This is a genomic window from Oryzomicrobium sp., assembly GCF_036820405.1.
GTDB lineage: Bacteria > Pseudomonadota > Gammaproteobacteria > Burkholderiales > Rhodocyclaceae > Oryzomicrobium.
This window is the reverse complement of sequence record NZ_DAISLS010000016.1, coordinates 1-16,654: the sequence shown is the minus strand read 5'-3', so window position 1 is coordinate 16,654 and position 16,654 is coordinate 1. Positions and strand designations below refer to the sequence as shown.

Genomic DNA, 16,654 nt, shown 5'->3' with positions numbered 1-16,654 from the left:
ACTGCCCTGCATGATGTGGAAACGATCCGTACCCGCCCCTCCATTCCTGCCTCACCGTCCATCGATCCGAACCCGGAGGCACGAGCGGGATGCCCGTTGCTTTCACTGTAGTCGACGTTCTCGGGTTTGGATAATTCCCTGATAATGCAAGGGTATTTGTAAGCCTGTGTTTCAAACCGTTGCTGTCCGGCGGCACAATGCGGCGGCACAAAACGTCACGTGAAATCCTGGCGCCGGAGGAGGACAATGGCGGGCTATACCTCTCAGGGCGCCGGATTGGCCGCGTCCTTTTTTGCAACGCTCGTTGCCTCCCCGCCTGACGACCCGCGATGAATCTGGCCCCAGACCAGCTCAAGTCCCGCCTTGCTCCCTTCCTGCGCCTGCTGTCCCGACTGCCCCGGCCCACCCGCCGGACCGTGGCCATCGTCCTGGCCGCGCCGCCGGCCCTGTTCCTGCTCTACGTCCTCGTCCTGATCCCGTTCACCCCGGGCATCAGCGACATCCGCAAGGCCAAGCAGGAGCAGCCGGCCCAGGTGCTCTCCGCCGACGGTAAGGAGTTGGCGGTGTTCAAGCGCGCCAACCGGGAATGGGTGCCCCTGGCCGACATCTCGCCCCGGGTGGTGGAAGCCCTGGTGGCCACCGAGGACCACCGCTTCTACCAGCACCACGGCATCGACTGGCGGCGCACCGCCGGGGCGGCTCTGCGCACCTTCTCCGGCGACCGCCAGGGCGGTTCCACCATCACCCAGCAGCTGGCGCGCAACCTCTACCCGGATGAGATCGGCCGGGCGCCGACCCTGACGCGCAAGCTCAAGGAGGCCATCACCGCCTTCAAGATCGAGGCCCTGTACACCAAGGACGAGATCCTCGAGACCTACCTGAACACGGTGCCCTTCCTCTACAACGCCTACGGCATCGAGATGGCGGCGCGTACCTACTTCGACAGCAGCGCCGGCAAGCTCGACGTGCTGCAAAGCGCCACCCTGGTGGGCATGCTCAAGGGCAACAGCTACTACAACCCGGTGCTCAACCCGGAACGGGCCCTGCAACGGCGCAATACGGTGCTGGCCCAGATGGTCAAGCGTGAGCGTCTGACGCCCGCCCAGTTCGAGGTCCTGAAGAAGAAGCCCCTCAAACTGGATTTCGAGCGCCAGACCGAGCCCCCAGGGCCGGCGCCCCATTTCGCCCAGCAGCTGCGCAAGTGGCTGATCGCCTGGGCCGACGACAACGACTACAACATCTACGCCGACGGCCTGGTGGTGCGCACCACCGTCGATTCGCGCCTGCAAGCCTGGGCAACCCAGGCGGTGGCGCGCCAGGGCGCCCAGCTCCAGGGCCTGGCCGACGGCATGTGGGCCGGCCGCTTCCGCCGCGGCGCCAAGGGTGCGACCGATCCGCTGCTGGCGGCCTTCATCGCCGAGACGCCGGACTACAAGGCCGCCCGGGACGCCGGCCTGGATCAGGCCCAGGCGATGAAGAAGCTGCTCGCCGACCGGGCCTTCATGGAAACCCTGCGCAAGCAGAAGGCCACCATCCAGGCCGGCTTCCTCGCCCTGGACCCGCGTACCGGCCAGGTGCGGGCCTGGGTGGGTAGCCGGGATTACCTGCAAGACGGCTTTGACCACGTGCAGCAGGCCCGCCGCCAGCCCGGCTCCACCTTCAAACCCTTTGTCTATGGCGCCGCTTTTGCCCAGGGCGCCAAGCCCGACGACACCCTGGTAGACCAGGCGGTGGAAATCCCCCTCAAAGGTGGCGAGGTGTGGCGCCCCGGCGACCACTCCCCGCCCAGCGGCCAGCCCATGACCCTGGGCGATGCCCTGGCCTATTCCAAGAACACCATCACCGCCCAGCTGATGCAGACCGTGGGCCCGGCCAAGGTGGCCAAGCTGGCCCAGGCCATGGGGGTGCGCCAGAGCCCGCTGGAGCAGGTGCCGTCCCTGGCGCTGGGCACCAGCCCGGTGACCCTCAAGGAGATGGTCAGCGCCTACGGCACCATCGCCAACGGCGGTGCCTACATTCCCCCCACCATGGTCACCCGCATCGAGGACCGCAACGGCAAGGTACTGGCCGAGTTCGCCCCGGCGGACGCGGAGCCGGCCCTATCAAACGAGGCCGCCTATACTCTGCTCGACGCCATGCGCGGGGTGGTGGACAAGGGCACCGGCGTGGCCATCCGCAGCCGCTACGGCATCCGCGCCGACGTGGCCGGCAAGACAGGCACCACCCAGGGCAACACCGACGGCTGGTTCATTCTGATGCACCCGGAACTGGTGGCCGGGGCCTGGGTCGGCTTCAACGACAACCGCATCACCCTGCGCAGCGACTACTGGGGCCAGGGCGCCCACAGCGCCCTGCCCATGGTGGGCGACTTCTTCCAGCGCGCCCTGCGTGGCAAGGCTATCGACGCCAAGGCCCGCTTCGAGGAACCGGAGAAGAGCTTCGTCGTGCGCTGGTGGAACCGCTTCACCGACTGGGTGGCGGAGTGGGCCCAGGGCCTGTACGAGACCCTGCACGACCGACTGTTCGGCCCGGCGCCGAAGCCGCAAACACCCAAGGCGCCTCCCGCGGCGCCGCCGGAGCCCCTGCCCGAACCCCAGGAGGCGGCGCCGGTGGAGGACATGGGAGCCTCCCAGCCGAACCCGGATCTGCCGCCGGACTTGGTGCCCCCCGAGGCCCGGGGGCTGCCTGGACCGGCGGGGGCGCCGGCGGGATCAGGTGGCAGTGGTGGCAGTGGTGGCAGTGGCGGCAACAACGGTGGAAGCAGCAGCGCGCCGCCCGGAGGCGCCGCCAATCCCCCGGGCAACGCCCCGGGGGGCGCCGTGCCCGGCCCGGCCGGTGGCACCCCCCAGCCGTAATCCCCCGCCGCCGCCCTGGCGCTGGCCGGAACGCCGCGCCCTGCCTTGATCTCCAGAGGGTGGCTCTGGAAACCCGCGCCAATCCTTTAGTTTAAGGCGGCCTATCTGAAAGTCCGCGTCCCTATTGGGTTTCCGGCCGGTTGGTTTTTGGGCGGCCCGGGGCATCCGGAATTTTTCAGCGTGCCGGCAGGGCCGCCAGCAGGGCGGTGAGCAGCTGCCAGCACTTGGCCACGCTGGCCACCTCGACCCGTTCCCCCGGGGCGTGGGCGCCGCGGATGGTGGGGCCGAAGGAGAGCATGTCCAGTTCCGGGTAGGCGGCGCCGATGATGCCGCACTCCAGGCCGGCGTGGATCACCTCCACCTTGGCCGTGCCGCCGTTGTCGTTCGGGAATTCCCGTGCAAAGACCTGCTGCGCCAGGGCCAGCAGGGGCGAATCCGGGTTGGGCCGCCAGCCCGGGTAGTTGTCGCCGGTGGTGACGCGGCAGTCCGGGCCGAGCAAGGCAAACAGGTCGGCAATCGCCCGGGCGTGGGCCAGGGCGGCCGAATCCACCAGGGAGCGGACCATGAAGTTGGCCCGGGCGCGGCCCGCGGCCAGGGTCAGCACCCCCAGGTTGTTGGACGTTTCCACCACGCCAGCGACGCTCTGGCTCATGCGCGCCACCCCGTGGGGCGCGGCGTTGAAGGCCGCCAGCAGGGCGGCCTGGGCGGCGGCGGTGAGGATGGGGGAGGGGGCCTCGCCGGGCGCCCCCGTGGAAAGCCGCGCCGATAAACGATCTTCAACGCCCGCGTATTCCCGGCCAATAACGGCGGCCCTCTCCGCGAGGGTGGCCTGAAGATCGGCCAGGGAAGCGGGGTTCAGGGCGATGGTGGCCGAGGCTTCCCGTGCCAGGGCGTTGCGCGCCGTGCCGCCGTCCAGACCAGTCAGACGGAAGGCGCCCGGGTGGGCATCCGCCAGGTCGCGCAGCAGGCGCACCAGCAGCTTGATGGCGTTGCCCCGGCCCTTGTCGATGTCGATGCCCGAGTGGCCGCCGCGCAGCCCGGCCACCTCGATGCGCCCAGCGGTCCAGCCCGCCGGCGCGGGTTCGTTGGGCAGGGTCCAGTCCACATTCACGTCCAGCCCGCCGGCACAGCCCAGGTAGAAGTGGCCCCATTCCTCGGTGTCGATGTTGATCAGCCGGGTGCCCCGCAGCCAGCCCGGTTGCAGCCCCAGGGCGCCGCCCATGCCGGCTTCCTCATCGACGGTGAGCAGCACCTCCAGGGGCGGGTGGGAGAGGCCGTCCGCCTCCAGCACCGCCAGGGCCAGGGCCACCCCCAGGCCGTTGTCGGCCCCCAGGGTGGTGTCCGGCGCCACCAGCCAATCGCCGTCCCGCACCGGGCGGATCGGGTCGCGGTGGAAGTCGTGCTCGGTGCCGCCGTTCTTCTGGCAGACCATATCCAGATGGCCTTGCAGGATCACCCCGGCCTCGTTCTCACGCCCCGGGCTGCCGGCCTTGCGGATCAGCAGGTTGCCCGCGTCGTCCTGCTCAGTCGCCAGCCCGCGCCCCGCCGCCCAGGCCGCCAGGTGCCCACGCAAAGCCGCCTCATGCTTGGACGCCCGGGGAATGGCGCACAAGGTGGCGAAGTGGCGCCAGACGGGGGCGGGGGTGAGGTCGGCGAAGGGGAGAGGGGCAACGGCGTTCATGACGGTAGGGGCCCAGGCCGGCGGTGCCGATGCCTGCGGGAAATAAAAGCCCCTATTGTCGCCGAGCTCGCCGGGCATGGCGACCCGGAAGGCGCCGCGCGGCCCTACCAGGAGCGGGCGCCGAACTTGTAGTTGCGGGTCTCCTGGGGGGCAGCGGGCTCCGGGGCTGCGGGCGGCGGAGCGGCTGCTACGGGAGGCGGCAGCAACAGGGCGCGCAGACGCAGGACCATGACCAGCAGGTCTTCGTCCTCGGCCGCGTCCTCGATCTCGGCGAGCCTCGTTTTGGCGTAGGCCGGGTCGTTGGCCAACTGCTCCAGGTTCACGGACTGGTCGAGGGCGCGGCGTACTTGCAGTTTGAAGCGGGCCAGCAGGCGGGCGGTTTCGAGGGGATCGGGCGGGGTGGCGTCCATGGGGGTGTCTTGGTTCTGGGCGGAAGGGACGCGGGCCTTGTGGACCCGGCCGCGCATCGGTAAGTGATGCTCGGCGTGCAGCGATTTTCATGCCAATAAGATAGTTGCCCGGTGTATCGGAGGGCTCCGGGACCGCGCTGCCTTGGCTGCATCGTTCCCGCCGGAGGATGGCGCCGGAATTTTGGGGGCGTACCGCGCCAGGAAGGGCGGCCGAGGACCGGCGCACCTGTGCCGGCCTGGTGCATGGCGCGGGCCGGGATGCCAGGCGATGCACCAAAAGGGTTGGCGGGGGTTGGCGGGCGGGGTGGCAAAGGTGGGCTACAGGCTACAATGCCGACCCGGCCACGGTTCGGCATCGCCGCCCTGGCTCGGTACCGCCCACCGCCATCTTCGGAGCCCGTCCATGAAGTTCGAGATCGTCCCGGTCACCCCCTTCGCCCAGAACTGCACCGTGCTGTGGTGCGAGGAAACCCGCCGTGCCGCGGTGGTGGACCCGGGGGGCGACGTGGAGCGCATCGCCGCCGCCCTGGAGCGCCACGGCCTGACCCTGGAGCGCATCCTGCTCACCCACGGCCACCTGGACCATGTGGGCGGCACGGTGGAAATGCGGGAGCGCTACGGCGTGCCGGTGGAAGGCCCCCAGGAGGAGGATCGCTTCTGGCTCGACGGCCTGCCGCGCCAGGCCCAGATGTTCGGCTTTCCCCACACCGACGCCTTTTTGCCCGATCGCTGGCTCAACGACGGCGACACGGTGGCCGTGGGCAACGCGACCCTGGCGGTGATCCACACCCCGGGCCACACCCCGGGCCACGTGGTGTTCTTCCACGCCCCGTCCCGGCTGGCCCTGGTGGGGGACGTACTGTTTGCCGGCTCCATCGGCCGCACCGATTTTCCCAAGGGCGACTACCAGACCCTGATCGCCTCGATCAAACAGCGCCTGTTCCCCCTGGGCGACGACGTGGCCTTCATCCCCGGCCACGGCCCCATGTCCACCTTCGGCGACGAGCGGGCCGACAATCCCTTCGTCAGCGGCCGGGCCGGCTGAAGATTCCATCTTGCTTAACTGAACAACGTCCCCGGATTCACCTGCCGACATGAAGCTCAGACACGCCGCCGCCATCGTTTTTCTCGCCCACGCCATTCCGGCCATCACCTGGGCAGCGGTGAAGCCCCTGCGCTTGGTTGCGCCGGAGTTGAACGGGGTGGTCTGCATCCAGGAGCGCCTCTGCACCGACGATCCCGCCCGGCTGCCCGAAGCGCGGGCGCTGCTGGCAGAGGCCGAGGACTTCGTCGGGCGCGAACTGGGGGCGATTCAGCGCCGGCCGACAGTGGTGTTTTGCAGCACGGACGAGTGCTCCCGCGCCTTCGGCCTCACGGGCGCCGCCGGTATCACGGTGGGCCCCCTGGGCGTGGTCATGGCCAAGCGTGGCTGGCAGCCCTTCTATGTCCGCCACGAACTGATCCACGTGTTGCAGTACGAGCGGCTGGGTACCCTGCAAATGTGGTTGTTCACGCCCTCCTGGTTCATCGAGGGCATGGCCTACGGACGCAGCGAAGACCCGCGCCAGTCCCTGTCGCAACCCTTCCAGGGCTGGCGCGAGCGCTACGGGCGGTGGTAGGCCTCCCTGGCGGGGCAGGATTTGTGGACGGCGGCGCAGCGCCTCCGCTAAGGCCGTCTGCTATGGCGGGCAACGTGGCGGGCAACGTGGCGGACGGCGGGCCGGCGGCCCCCACCACCTACCGCCTGCACATCCGGTTGGCCGCTCCGTTATCCGTGACCGTGGGGCGGCTCGGCACCTTTCTCTTTCCGGCCGGGGACTACGTCTATACCGGCTCGGCCCTGCGCAATTTCGAGGCCCGGGTGGCGCGGCATTTCTGGCGCGGTACGGCGGAGCGGCCCAAGCCCCTGCGCTGGCACATCGATTACCTGCTGGCCCGGGACGAGGCGGCGGTGCTGGCGGTGGAGCGGCTGACCATGGCCGAGTGCGCCGCCAACCGGGCCGTGGGCGGCACGGTGGTGGCGCCCGGCTTCGGCGCCAGCGACTGCAAGGCAGGCTGTGTCAGCCACCTGCGCTATCTGGGGGAAAAAAAGCCGGACTGAGGGCGCGGACAATGGCGAGCCACACTCCGGCGGACATGCCGGAACGGGCCAGGCGTCGGAACCGGATTTACTGGCCGGCCGGGCCGTTCACCCGCAGCAGCAGGGCGGCGAATTGGTCGGCGGGGAGCGGGGGAGAAAAGTGGTAGCCCTGGATCTCGTCGCAGCCGGCTTCGGCCAGGAAGCGAAGCTGGGCCTCGGTTTCCACCCCCTCGGCGATGACGCACAGCTTGAGGGCCTTGGCCATGCCGATGATGGCCCGGGCGATGGCCGAGTCGTTGGCGTCCTCGGGCAGGCCGCGGACGAAGGACTGGTCGATCTTCAGGTTGTCGATGGGGAAGCGCTTCAGGTACGACAGGCTCGAATAGCCGGTGCCGAAGTCGTCCAGGGAGAGGGATAGGCCGGCCTGCTGGAATTCTTCCATCATCGCCACCACCCGCTCCGTGTTGTGCATCAGCATCGACTCGGTGATCTCCAGTTCCAGCACGTCGCCGGACAGCTGATGGCGGGCCAGGATTTCGCTGATCTGCTGGGGCAGCCCGGGCAGGAACTGGCGCGACGACAGGTTCACCGCCAGCCGCACCTGGGGCAGCCCCTGTTTTTGCCAGGCGTGGGCCTGGGCACAGGCGGCGTTGATGACCCAGGTGCCGATAGGGATGATCAGGCCGGTTTCCTCGGCCAGGGGGATGAATTCCGCCGGCGGGATCGGCCCCAGCTCGGGGTGGCGCCAGCGCAGCAGGGCCTCGGCGCCCACGATGCGCTGGGTGGACAGGCACAGCTGGGGCTGGAAGTGCAGGCTCAGCTCGCCCTGTTCCAGGGCCCGGCGCAGGGCGCCTTCGAGCTTGAGGCGTTCCCGGGAGCGGCGGTTCATCTCCTGGGAATAGAACAGGAAGCCGTCGGCGGTGGATTGCTTGGCCCGGTACATGGCCACGTCGGCGTGGCGCAGCAGGGTTTCCGCGTCGCGGCCGTCGTCGGGGAAGAGGGCGATGCCGATGGCCGCCGAGATGCGCACTTCCTCCCGGCTGCCGTCCCCGGCGACGAAGGGCAGGGCCAGGGCGTCGTGGATCTTGTAGGCCACCCGGGCGGCGTCGTCCCGGTGGGCGATGTCCATCAGGGCGATGACGAACTCGTCGCCCCCCAGGCGGGCCACCACGTCCTCGGCGCGCACCGTCCGGATCAGGCGTTCGGCCACGTCGCGCAGCAGGGAGTCGGCGGCGGCATGGCCGTAGGAATCGTTCACCGTCTTGAAACGATTCAGGTCGACAAACAGCAGGGCGCCGTGGCTCTGGCGGCGCTGGGATTCGAGCAGGGCCTGGGCGAGCAGGGAGAACAGCAGGGAGCGGTTGGGCAGCCCGGTCAGGCTGTCGTAGTAGGCCAGCCGGTAGATCTGCTGCTCGTGGGCCTTGCGCTCGGTCAGGTCGGAAAACACGAAGAAGCGGTGGGTTTCCTCGCCGCTGGCGTTGCGCACCAAGGCCAGGGACACCCCGGCCGGGTAGCGCTCGCCGTTGCTGCGCTCGTCCTCCAGCTCGCCCTGCCAGGTGCCGGTGGCGGCCAGGGCGGCTTCGACCACGGCGGCGGCTTCCGGGTCGTCGCGCAGGGCCAGGAGCATGCGCGGAGGGTAGCCGAGTACCTGGTCCTCGCGGAAGCCGGTGATCTCGGTGAACGCCCGGTTCACCGAAACCACGTTGCCGCCGCGCTCCACCACCACGACCGCCTCGCTGCTCTGTTCGAAGATGCGGGCGTGCAGGCGCAGTTTTTCCTGGGCGGAAAGCTGGTCGGTGATGTCGATCAGGTAGCCGATGATCGACTGGGGCCGGTCCTGGCCGTCCCGGGCCAGGGAAAGGGTGATGCTGGCCCAGAATTCTTCCCCGTTCTTGCGCCGGCCGCGCACCTCGAACTCGCGCTGGTTGCCTTCGAGGAAGGCGTTGAACATCTCGTCCTCCTCCCGCTCGTCGGCGTAGAGGAAGAGGATGTGGCGGCCCAGGGCCTCGCCGGCGGTGTAGCCGAAGAGGCGCTCGGCGCCCTTGTTCCAGCCGGTGATGAAGCCGGAAAGGTCCAGGGTCAGGACCGAATCGTGGATCTGGTCGAGGATCAGGCTCTGGTGGGCCACCTTGGCTTCGCTGCGGGCCAGCTCGGCCTGGCGCTCGGCCAACTGCCGGCGCACCTCCAGCCCCTGGGCGAGCAGGCCGGCGATTGCAGCGAAGCGCTGCTGTTCCGTGGCGCTGTAGCCGCCGGGGCGGCCGGCCACGCCGACCATGCCCAGGGGTGCCGGGCCATGGCGCAGGGTCACGCCTAGGCGGGGGATGCCGTCATCGCTCAGGTGGCCGTCGGCCACCACCGGCAGGCCGCTTTCCAGGGCCTGGCGGAACAGCTGGCGCCAGGGGGCGGGCAGGGCGTCCCGGTAGGCGGCGAAGCGGGTTTCGGGTCCCAGGGCGCCGCGGGGGGCGGCCGCGTCGTCGGCGGCCAGGTCGTCGAGGCAACTGACAAAGCAGCCGTCGGGGCTTTCCAGGGCGCTGCAACACAGGGCGCGGATCAGTTCGTCCGGCAGCGCGCCGTTGCCGCCGAGCAGGGCGGCGGCCAGGCGCCCGGCCAAATCCAGGTCGCCGATGCGGGCGGCTTGGGTGGCCAGGGCGGCAGGAATCGGGTCGAGTTCGGGGGCCACGGTGATCCGGGTCGAGGGCATGGGCGCGGTGCGGCGGCCTAGTTGTCCGTGTCCAGCTGGCTGGTCCAGCCGAACGCCTGCTGCTGGATGCGCAGCCACTGGACCGGATCGACGCCGGCCTGGGCCAGGGCCTTGGTACCGATGTCGAAGTCGCCCTGTTCGGCGGCGGCGACGATGCCCAGCCCCCAGCCCAGGATGCCCTCGCCGTGGAGCAGGCCGGCGGCCACTTCCTCGGGCAGGGGCAGGTTGGCCAGGATGTCGGCCATGGGCAGGTGGAGCAGGGTGGGCAGCAGGGAGAACACGCCCACCATGTAGGCGCAGTCCGGGCATTCCTCGGCGTTGCTCTGGGCAATGGCGTTGTGGAGCAGCCCTTCGAGCAGGCTTCCCCGGTAGGCGGCCTGCTTGAGCAGGGGATTGGGCTGCTGGGGCTGGCTGAACTGGTTGGCGTAGATGAGCAGTTGCAGCCAGCGCTGCAGCTGGCGCCGGCCGAGCAGGAGCAGGGCCTGGGACAGGCTGGTGACCTTGGTGGGGCTGCCCACCGACACCGAATTGACCAGCCGCAGCAGGTTGTAGAGCAGCTTCGGTTCGCCCCGGAACACTTCTTCCAGCTCACTGGTGTGGGCGTCCTGGACCACCAGGGAGAGCAGCCGTAGCAGCTTGAGCTTGGTCGGATCGGCCGGGGAGTGGGGGTCCACCTCGGGGCGGCTGACGAATTCGGCGCCGAGCAGGGTGAAACCGCGGCTGGCGCACCAGTCGAACAGATCGGCACTGGCTACCTGGAGCCCCACCAGGGGCCGGCCTTCCTCGCGGAAATGCAGCAGCAGGTGGGGCGAGATGCTGTCCCGGGCCAGTTGGGCATCCACCACGTCCCAGCCCGTGCCGGGCAGTTGCCCGTCGATGAGGGCCTTGAAGGAGGACGGTTCCCGGTGCCAGAGGGCGGCGATCAGGCCGGCATCGGCCAGGGCGGCGATGCGGGCCGGGGCAGGGTTCGCTGGGTCGGCCGGGAGGGGGACGGCAAACGGCGTGAGGGGCTGTTCCCGACCGTAGCCGGCGGGCGCCCGGGCGGGGGCGCCGGCGTCGTCGTCCGGGTAAAGGCCCCGGATCAGCACGGGCCAACGGGTCGCCCGGGTCGGGCCGAAGGCGTCGCCAAAATCCGCGGCGACGAGATTGGGGGAAACAGGGGCGGAAGGTGAATCCTGCGGGGCGCCCAGCGCCAGGTCGATGGCCGCCCAGGCCAGATTCGGGGCGAGCAGCGGCCGCAGGAAGGCGTATCGGGTCGTCACGATGACTGGATTCCTCGCTAAATTCCGCGTTTACCCGGCTAAGCCCGGCCGGAAGGTGAAAGTCGGATACTGCCCGGTCAACGCCGCTGCCAAATCGTCGTAATCGTTGTTGTTGTGCGCCGGGGCGCGGGTGCAAACGGAATGCATGGTGCCGGAAGCGAGTGAGGATGCCGCCTGAGTTCTTTTCGCCAGAGAATAACGCGAAGGCTCGGAAACACCAATGCGGGCCAAGGCAAGGTTAGACGCGCAACAGGCCTAGCTGTTTGATTTTGGTCATGTATTTGCGTCAATGCTTTTGCGTTTTTCCCTGGGGTTTTTTGCCTTTTTCCGCCGCTTCCGCCGCCAAGAGGCTATCGGGGCTGTTTAGGTTTGCGAAGGCGTCCGGGTCGGCAAATATGACAGTGGCCGCCCCGTGGCGTTCATACCAGCCGCGGATCGAGCGTCCTCCGCCCGCCAGATAGGCCGCCAGGTCGGCGGCCAGGTCGGTGCGCAGCAGGGCGCAGGCGTAGTGGTCCCGGCCTCCCGCGGCGGCGTGGACGACGGCTTTTCCGCCGGAGGCCGCCGCCAGCAGGCGCGGCACTAGGTCGGCGGGAAAATGGGGGGTGTCGCAGGGCACCACCGCCAGGTAGGCGGGGGGCTCACCCTCCGTTGCCAGGGTGTCGAGAGCGGCCATGGCGGCCAGGATGCCGGCCAGGGGGCCGTTGAATCCGGGCAGGGTGTCCTGCACTACCGGGTAGCCGAAGCCCCGGTATTCTTCCAAATGGCGGTTGGCGCTGATTAGCACCGGGCACGCCTGGGCGGCGAGGCGCCGGGCGGCGTGGAGGGCCAGGGGAACGCCATGGTAGGGCAGCAGTCCCTTGTCCTGGCCGCCCATGCGGCGTCCTTCGCCGCCGGCCAGGACCAGGCCGGCGACCCGGTGAATAGTGGAATCGGCGGCCGGGAGATGGGAAGTGGAACGGGTGTCGATCGTCATGGGCGGATGGTAGCCGGCTTTTCCGGCAAGGATGGGCAAGGAGGCGGGAAATGAAGTCGGTGCCTGTGAAGCGGACGACGCCTGCATACTGGGACGATGCGGTCCGGGAGCTGGCTGCCGGCGATGCCGTCATGGCCGGGCTGGTGCAGCGCCACGGCGGCGGCCTGGTGTGCCGGGGCGATCCATTCACCACCCTGGCCCGGGCCATCGTCGGGCAGCAGATTTCGGTGAAGGCCGCCGACGCCGTGTGGGGGCGCTTCGTCGCCCGGCTGGCGGAGGTCGAAGGACGTGCAGCGGCGGCACCCACGCCAGCCCAGGTGCTGGCGGTGGAGGGCGACGGGCTGGCTGCCTGCGGGCTGTCGCGGCGCAAGGCCGACTACCTGCGCGACCTGGCCCGGCATTTCGACGACGGGGAGCTCGATCCCCACCGCTGGCGCGTCATGGACGACGCGGCGGTGATCGCCGAGCTGACCCGGGTGCGGGGCATTGGCCGGTGGACGGCGGAAATGTTCCTGATCTTCAACCTGCTGCGCCCGGACGTGTATCCGCTCCAGGACCTGGGGCTGGTCCGGGCCATCAGGCTGCACTACTTCGCCGGCGAGGCCGCATCCCTGGCCGAGCTGGCCGAATTCGGCGAACGCTGGCGCCCCTGGCGCACCGTGGCCACCTGGTACCTGTGGCGCAGCCTGGACCCCTTGCCGGTGGAGTACTGACGGCGCGCCCTAGCGGGCCAGGGCGCGCCAGCCTTCCTGGCCGAGCAGCAGCAGGGCCATGGCCACCAGCGACAGGTTCAAATACTTCCGGTACTGGGCCGGCGAGGTGCGGGCCTGGAGGCGCATGCCGAGCAGCAGGGCGCCCACCGCCAGCACGGTCAGCCCCAGGTTGCCGGGCAGGTCGCTCCAGCCGATCTCGCCGGCGGCGGCCAGGGAGCCGGCCTGGGTCAGCTTGCCGACGATGAAGCACAGGTTGAAGATCTGGATGGTGGCCGTGGGCGCCAGGCCCAGGGCCATGAAATAGATGGCCAGCGGCGGCACCGAGACGTTCACCGTCCCCGACAGCAGACCGCCGGTCAGGCCCGCCACCGCCTCCCAGGTGCGCGGCGAGCGGCGGATGAAGCCCCAATCGAAGCCCTTGATGCGGTTCATCGCCACCGACACCAGCATCATCACCGCCAGCAGAATCTTGAGCGGCGCTCCGGGGATGCCGATCAAAAAATGGGTGCCCACCAGGCTGCCCAGCAGCACGTAGCAGGGCAGCCGCCAGTGGGGCAGCAGGCTGGCCCCCAGGTTGCCGCCGCGCAGGATCGACATGGTGTTGAGGGCGATGTTGGGGATCACCGTCAGCACCACCGCCGTCTTCAGGTCGGTCACTGCCGCCAGGGTCGGGGTGGAAATGAGCGGGAAGCCGATGCCGATGAAGCCGTGGACCCAGGCCGCGAAGCCGACCAGGACCAGGGTGAGGGCGAGCAGAAGGTGATCGTCGAGCACGGGAGCGGGGGCCAAAGCCGGTAAAAAGTGTGGAAGGCGAAGGATGCGCGGGACTAGGGCGCAACGGCGCCCGTGACCGCAGGGCCGGAACGCCTGAGGACAGGACCTTACTCCCTTCCATGGCGCCGGCAATCCGGGGATTTACGGAGGAGGGCGGTGGCCCCGCTGGGTGGAATGGCTTGTATCCAGGATTGGCGCCTGCCGGCCCCGGCCGGAACCCGGCTCAGCGCCGCAGGCGATAGGCCCCCGGGGTGCTGCCGGTCCATTTGCGGAAGGCCCGGTGAAAGGTGTTGGGGTCCTCGAAGCCCACCTCCTGGCCGATGGCGGCGATGGGCGTGTCGCCGGTGGTCAGGCGGTGGATGGCGGTGTCCCGGCGCAACTCGTCCTTGAGAGACTGGAACGTGGTCCCTTCGTCCGCCAGGCGCCGCGTCAGGGTGCGCAGCGACAGATGCAGCTCGGCCGCCACCGCGCCGGCCGTGGGCGGCTGGGACAGCCGCGCCCGCAGCAGCTCGCGCACCCGCTGGCTGGTGGGGTGCTCCTTGAACGAGACGAACAGCCAGTCCCCCGGCGCCCGGGCCAGGAAGGTGCTGAGGGAACGGCGGTCCTGGCGGATCGGCGCGGCCAGCTGGCTGGCCTCGAAATGCAGGGCGGACACCGGCTGGTCGAAGTGCACCGGTCCCGGGTAGAGAAAGCCGTATTCGGAGGCATGGCGCGGCCGGGGATAGGCGCAATCCACCCGGGCCATGACCATGCGGTGGCCGGTCAGCCAGGAGGCCACGCCGTGGATCAGCTTGAGCATGATCTCCTGGCCGAAGGTGTTGGCCGGCGCCGCCGGCGTCTGGGGAATCAGGGCCATGCGCACCAGGCCGCCCTGGCGGGCCAGCTCGATGGCGAAGTCGTCCAGCACCAGGTGGAAGAAGCGGGTGAAGCGGAACAGGGCGGTCTGCAGGTTGGCCGATTCCATCAGGCTCAGGCACAGGAACTTGAAGGCTCCGGCCCGCACCGGCCGGGAGAACATGCCCGGCAGTTCGTCGTCCAGCTCCCGCGCCAGCAACTGGTAGAGGGCAGCGAACTGCTCCGTGGTCACCCGGGCCGTATCCGCCCCCAGCAGGGCCGGGGAGACCCCGGCCCGGGACAGGGCGTCCGCCTGGGCCGCCGGGGCCAGGGGCGTGCCCCGCAGCAGGCTGTGGACGAAGGACATGGGAACGGTGCTGGAAGCGGAGTCGTCAAACGCCATGGTGTTGTGCAGTGCCGCAGGAAGTTTGGCTGATTATGCAAGTATTTCGGCGCAACCGGTTATCGGTGCGGAGGCGGCAGATTTATAGAATCCACCGAGAAGTCCACGGTTTTTCGGGATTTTTTCGATTTCGCCCGTGCAGTCCAGGCAAGCGGCTCACAGTACCGCAAACCGCCGAGGGCGGCGCGATGCGCATGTTTTTCAGGCGCCCACGCCGGCCCGACAGGCGATAAACAGAACGAATTTGGAGACACGCCCATGTCCGTGCAGCCCATCCAGGTCACCCCTTCCGCCTACACCTACCCGCTGCTGATCAAGCAGCTGCTCCATACGCCCCTGGCCGTGGCGCCGGACCAGGAGATCGTCTACGCGGACAAGCGGCGTCTCACCTACCGGGAATTCGCCCGGCGCATCCACCGCCTCGGCCACGCCCTGACCCGCCTGGGCGTCCAGGGCGGCGACACGGTGGCGGTGATGGACTGGGACAGCCACCGCTACCTGGAATGCTTCTTCGGCGTGCCCATGCTGGGGGCGGTGCTGCAGACGGTGAACATCCGCCTGTCGCCGGACCAGATCCTCTACACCCTGAACCACGCCCAGGCTGACGTGCTGCTGGTGAACCGGGAATTCCTGCCGGTGCTGGAGCAGATCAAGGGCGAATTGGCCACGGTGAAGAAGATCGTCCTGCTCTCCGACGAAGACCCCGCTCCCCCGGGGGGCTTTGCCGGCGAGTACGAGGCCCTGCTGGCCGACTGCCCGGACCACTACGATTTCCCCGACTTCGACGAGAACGCCCGGGCCACCACCTTCTACACCACCGGCACCACCGGCCTGCCCAAGGGCGTCTATTTCAGCCACCGCCAGTTGGTGCTGCACACCCTGGCGGTGTGCAACGCCATCGCCCTGGCGCCGAAGCAAGGCCGTTTCCACCGGGACGACGTGTACATGCCGCTGACGCCCATGTTCCACGTCCACGCCTGGGGCGTGCCCTACATCGCTACCCTGGCCGGGGTGAAGCAGGTCTATCCCGGGCGCTACCAGCCCGAGGCCATCCTCAAGCTGATCGAAAAGGAAAAGGTCACCTTCTCCCACTGCGTCCCCACCATCCTGCACATGCTGCTGCTGACGCCCTACGGCAAGCAGGTGGACCTGTCCCACTGGAAGGTCATCATCGGCGGCTCGGCCCTCACCACCGGCCTGGCCAAGGCCGCCCTGGAGCGCGGCATCGACGTCTTTACCGGCTACGGCATGTCCGAGACCTGTCCCATCCTGACCCTGGCCCAGCTCGACGCCACCGACTTGGAGGCGGAGGCCGACGCCAGCGTGGCGGTGCGGGTCAAGACCGGCCGTCCCGTTCCCCTGGTGGCCCTGCGCACCGTGGATGCCCACATGGACGACTGCCCCCATGACGGCAAGAGCGCCGGTGAAGTGGTGGCCCGTACCCCCTGGCTCACCCAGGGCTACCTGCACAGCCCGGAAGCCTCTGAGCACCTGTGGGACGGCGGCTGGCTGCACACCCAGGACATCGGCCACATCGACGGACGCGGCTACCTGCAAGTCACCGACCGCATCAAGGACGTGATCAAGACCGGCGGCGAATGGGTGTCGTCCCTGGAGTTGGAGGACCTGATCGGCCGCCACCCGGCGGTGAGCGAGGTGGCGGTGATCGGCGTGCCCGACGAGAAATGGGGCGAGCGCCCCCTGGCCCTGGTGGTGCTCAAGCCCGACTTCGCCGGCAAGGTGGAAGCCGCCGACATCCAGGCCCACGTCAAGACCTTCGCCGACCAGGGGCACATCTCCAAGTACGGTGTGCCCGAGAACGTCCGCTTCGTGGACGCCCTGGCCCGCACCAGCGTGGGCAAGCTCAACAAGCGCGCCATGCGCGAACAACTCGTCAAATGAAGGAACCCTGCACCATGAGCGAGACCAGCAAACTAGTAGTACGCAAGGCGGCGGTTCTGGGGGCGG

The 16,654-nt window shown here is 69.2% G+C and carries 13 protein-coding genes; 6 read left to right on the top strand and 7 right to left on the bottom strand.

The annotated features are described in order from the left end of the window. Positions 1–329 precede the first annotated feature (329 nt). On the top strand, positions 330–2,855 hold the full coding sequence (locus tag V7Z98_RS15560) for a penicillin-binding protein 1A (protein WP_334158994.1): 2,526 nt from the start codon (positions 330–332) through the stop codon (positions 2,853–2,855). A 175-nt stretch (positions 2,856–3,030) separates the two neighbouring features. Here the strand turns inward: V7Z98_RS15560 and V7Z98_RS15555 are convergent, their stop codons facing one another. Then, positions 3,031–4,536: an aminoacyl-histidine dipeptidase gene (locus V7Z98_RS15555; RefSeq protein ID WP_334158993.1), complete on the bottom strand. Its 1,506-nt coding sequence runs from the start codon at positions 4,534–4,536 to the stop codon at positions 3,031–3,033. A 104-nt stretch (positions 4,537–4,640) separates the two neighbouring features. Further along, entirely contained in the window at positions 4,641–4,946 is a 306-nt protein-coding gene (locus V7Z98_RS15550) for a hypothetical protein (RefSeq protein ID WP_334158992.1), read from the bottom strand. 403 nt (positions 4,947–5,349) lie between these two features. On the opposite strand from V7Z98_RS15550, the gene V7Z98_RS15545 reads away from it, so the two are divergent. The 3 genes from V7Z98_RS15545 to V7Z98_RS15535 all read left to right on the top strand — a co-directional run bounded on the left by V7Z98_RS15545 (position 5,350) and on the right by V7Z98_RS15535 (position 7,047). Further along, positions 5,350–5,991: an MBL fold metallo-hydrolase gene (locus tag V7Z98_RS15545; protein ID WP_334158991.1), complete on the top strand. Its 642-nt coding sequence runs from the start codon at positions 5,350–5,352 to the stop codon at positions 5,989–5,991. Positions 5,992–6,040: 49 nt separating this feature from the next. After that, positions 6,041–6,565 carry a hypothetical protein gene (locus V7Z98_RS15540; RefSeq protein WP_334158990.1) on the top strand — a complete coding sequence of 175 codons (525 nt, stop codon included), beginning with the start codon at positions 6,041–6,043 and terminating at the stop codon, positions 6,563–6,565. 62 nt (positions 6,566–6,627) lie between these two features. After that, positions 6,628–7,047, top strand: coding sequence for a GIY-YIG nuclease family protein (locus V7Z98_RS15535; RefSeq protein WP_334158989.1), 420 nt, complete (start codon positions 6,628–6,630; stop codon positions 7,045–7,047). A 67-nt stretch (positions 7,048–7,114) separates the two neighbouring features. Here the strand turns inward: V7Z98_RS15535 and V7Z98_RS15530 are convergent, their stop codons facing one another. The 3 genes from V7Z98_RS15530 to mobA all read right to left on the bottom strand — a co-directional run bounded on the left by V7Z98_RS15530 (position 7,115) and on the right by mobA (position 11,962). Continuing rightward, entirely contained in the window at positions 7,115–9,727 is a 2,613-nt protein-coding gene (locus V7Z98_RS15530; RefSeq protein ID WP_334158988.1) for a putative bifunctional diguanylate cyclase/phosphodiesterase, read from the bottom strand. A gap of 17 nt (positions 9,728–9,744) precedes the next feature. After that, positions 9,745–10,989 (bottom strand): HDOD domain-containing protein, encoded by a 1,245-nt coding sequence (locus V7Z98_RS15525; protein ID WP_334158987.1) that lies wholly within the window; start codon positions 10,987–10,989, stop codon positions 9,745–9,747. Between the two features lie 286 nt (positions 10,990–11,275). Then, positions 11,276–11,962 carry a molybdenum cofactor guanylyltransferase MobA gene (gene mobA / locus V7Z98_RS15520; protein WP_293264564.1) on the bottom strand — a complete coding sequence of 229 codons (687 nt, stop codon included), beginning with the start codon at positions 11,960–11,962 and terminating at the stop codon, positions 11,276–11,278. Positions 11,963–12,012: 50 nt separating this feature from the next. On the opposite strand from mobA, the gene V7Z98_RS15515 reads away from it, so the two are divergent. Beyond that, a complete protein-coding gene (locus tag V7Z98_RS15515; protein ID WP_334158985.1) occupies positions 12,013–12,675 on the top strand; it encodes a DNA-3-methyladenine glycosylase family protein in 663 nt (220 codons plus the stop codon). 9 nt (positions 12,676–12,684) lie between these two features. Here V7Z98_RS15515 and V7Z98_RS15510 read toward each other — a convergent pair whose 3' ends face one another. Beyond that, positions 12,685–13,449 carry a sulfite exporter TauE/SafE family protein gene (locus V7Z98_RS15510; protein ID WP_293264560.1) on the bottom strand — a complete coding sequence of 255 codons (765 nt, stop codon included), beginning with the start codon at positions 13,447–13,449 and terminating at the stop codon, positions 12,685–12,687. Between the two features lie 223 nt (positions 13,450–13,672). Next, on the bottom strand, positions 13,673–14,686 hold the full coding sequence (locus V7Z98_RS15505; RefSeq protein WP_293264558.1) for an AraC family transcriptional regulator: 1,014 nt from the start codon (positions 14,684–14,686) through the stop codon (positions 13,673–13,675). Between the two features lie 258 nt (positions 14,687–14,944). Between V7Z98_RS15505 and V7Z98_RS15500 the strand changes: the two genes are divergently transcribed. After that, complete coding sequence (locus V7Z98_RS15500; RefSeq protein ID WP_334158984.1) at positions 14,945–16,588, top strand: fatty acid--CoA ligase; 1,644 nt, start codon at positions 14,945–14,947, stop codon at positions 16,586–16,588. Positions 16,589–16,654 lie beyond the last annotated feature (66 nt).

Bases quoted from the DNA above. Each gene is read 5' to 3' on its own strand.
- mobA (WP_293264564.1), bottom strand. From the start codon at position 11,962: ATGACGATCGACACCCGTTCCACTTCCCATCTCCCGGCCGCCGATTCC.
- V7Z98_RS15560 (WP_334158994.1), top strand. From the start codon at position 330: ATGAATCTGGCCCCAGACCAGCTCAAGTCCCGCCTTGCTCCCTTCCTG.
- V7Z98_RS15535 (WP_334158989.1), top strand. From the start codon at position 6,628: ATGGCGGGCAACGTGGCGGGCAACGTGGCGGACGGCGGGCCGGCGGCC.
- V7Z98_RS15500 (WP_334158984.1), top strand. From the start codon at position 14,945: ATGTCCGTGCAGCCCATCCAGGTCACCCCTTCCGCCTACACCTACCCG.
- V7Z98_RS15505 (WP_293264558.1), bottom strand. From the start codon at position 14,686: ATGGCGTTTGACGACTCCGCTTCCAGCACCGTTCCCATGTCCTTCGTC.
- V7Z98_RS15515 (WP_334158985.1), top strand. From the start codon at position 12,013: ATGAAGTCGGTGCCTGTGAAGCGGACGACGCCTGCATACTGGGACGAT.
- V7Z98_RS15545 (WP_334158991.1), top strand. From the start codon at position 5,350: ATGAAGTTCGAGATCGTCCCGGTCACCCCCTTCGCCCAGAACTGCACC.
- V7Z98_RS15550 (WP_334158992.1), bottom strand. From the start codon at position 4,946: ATGGACGCCACCCCGCCCGATCCCCTCGAAACCGCCCGCCTGCTGGCC.
- V7Z98_RS15540 (WP_334158990.1), top strand. From the start codon at position 6,041: ATGAAGCTCAGACACGCCGCCGCCATCGTTTTTCTCGCCCACGCCATT.
- V7Z98_RS15530 (WP_334158988.1), bottom strand. From the start codon at position 9,727: ATGCCCTCGACCCGGATCACCGTGGCCCCCGAACTCGACCCGATTCCT.
- V7Z98_RS15555 (WP_334158993.1), bottom strand. From the start codon at position 4,536: ATGAACGCCGTTGCCCCTCTCCCCTTCGCCGACCTCACCCCCGCCCCC.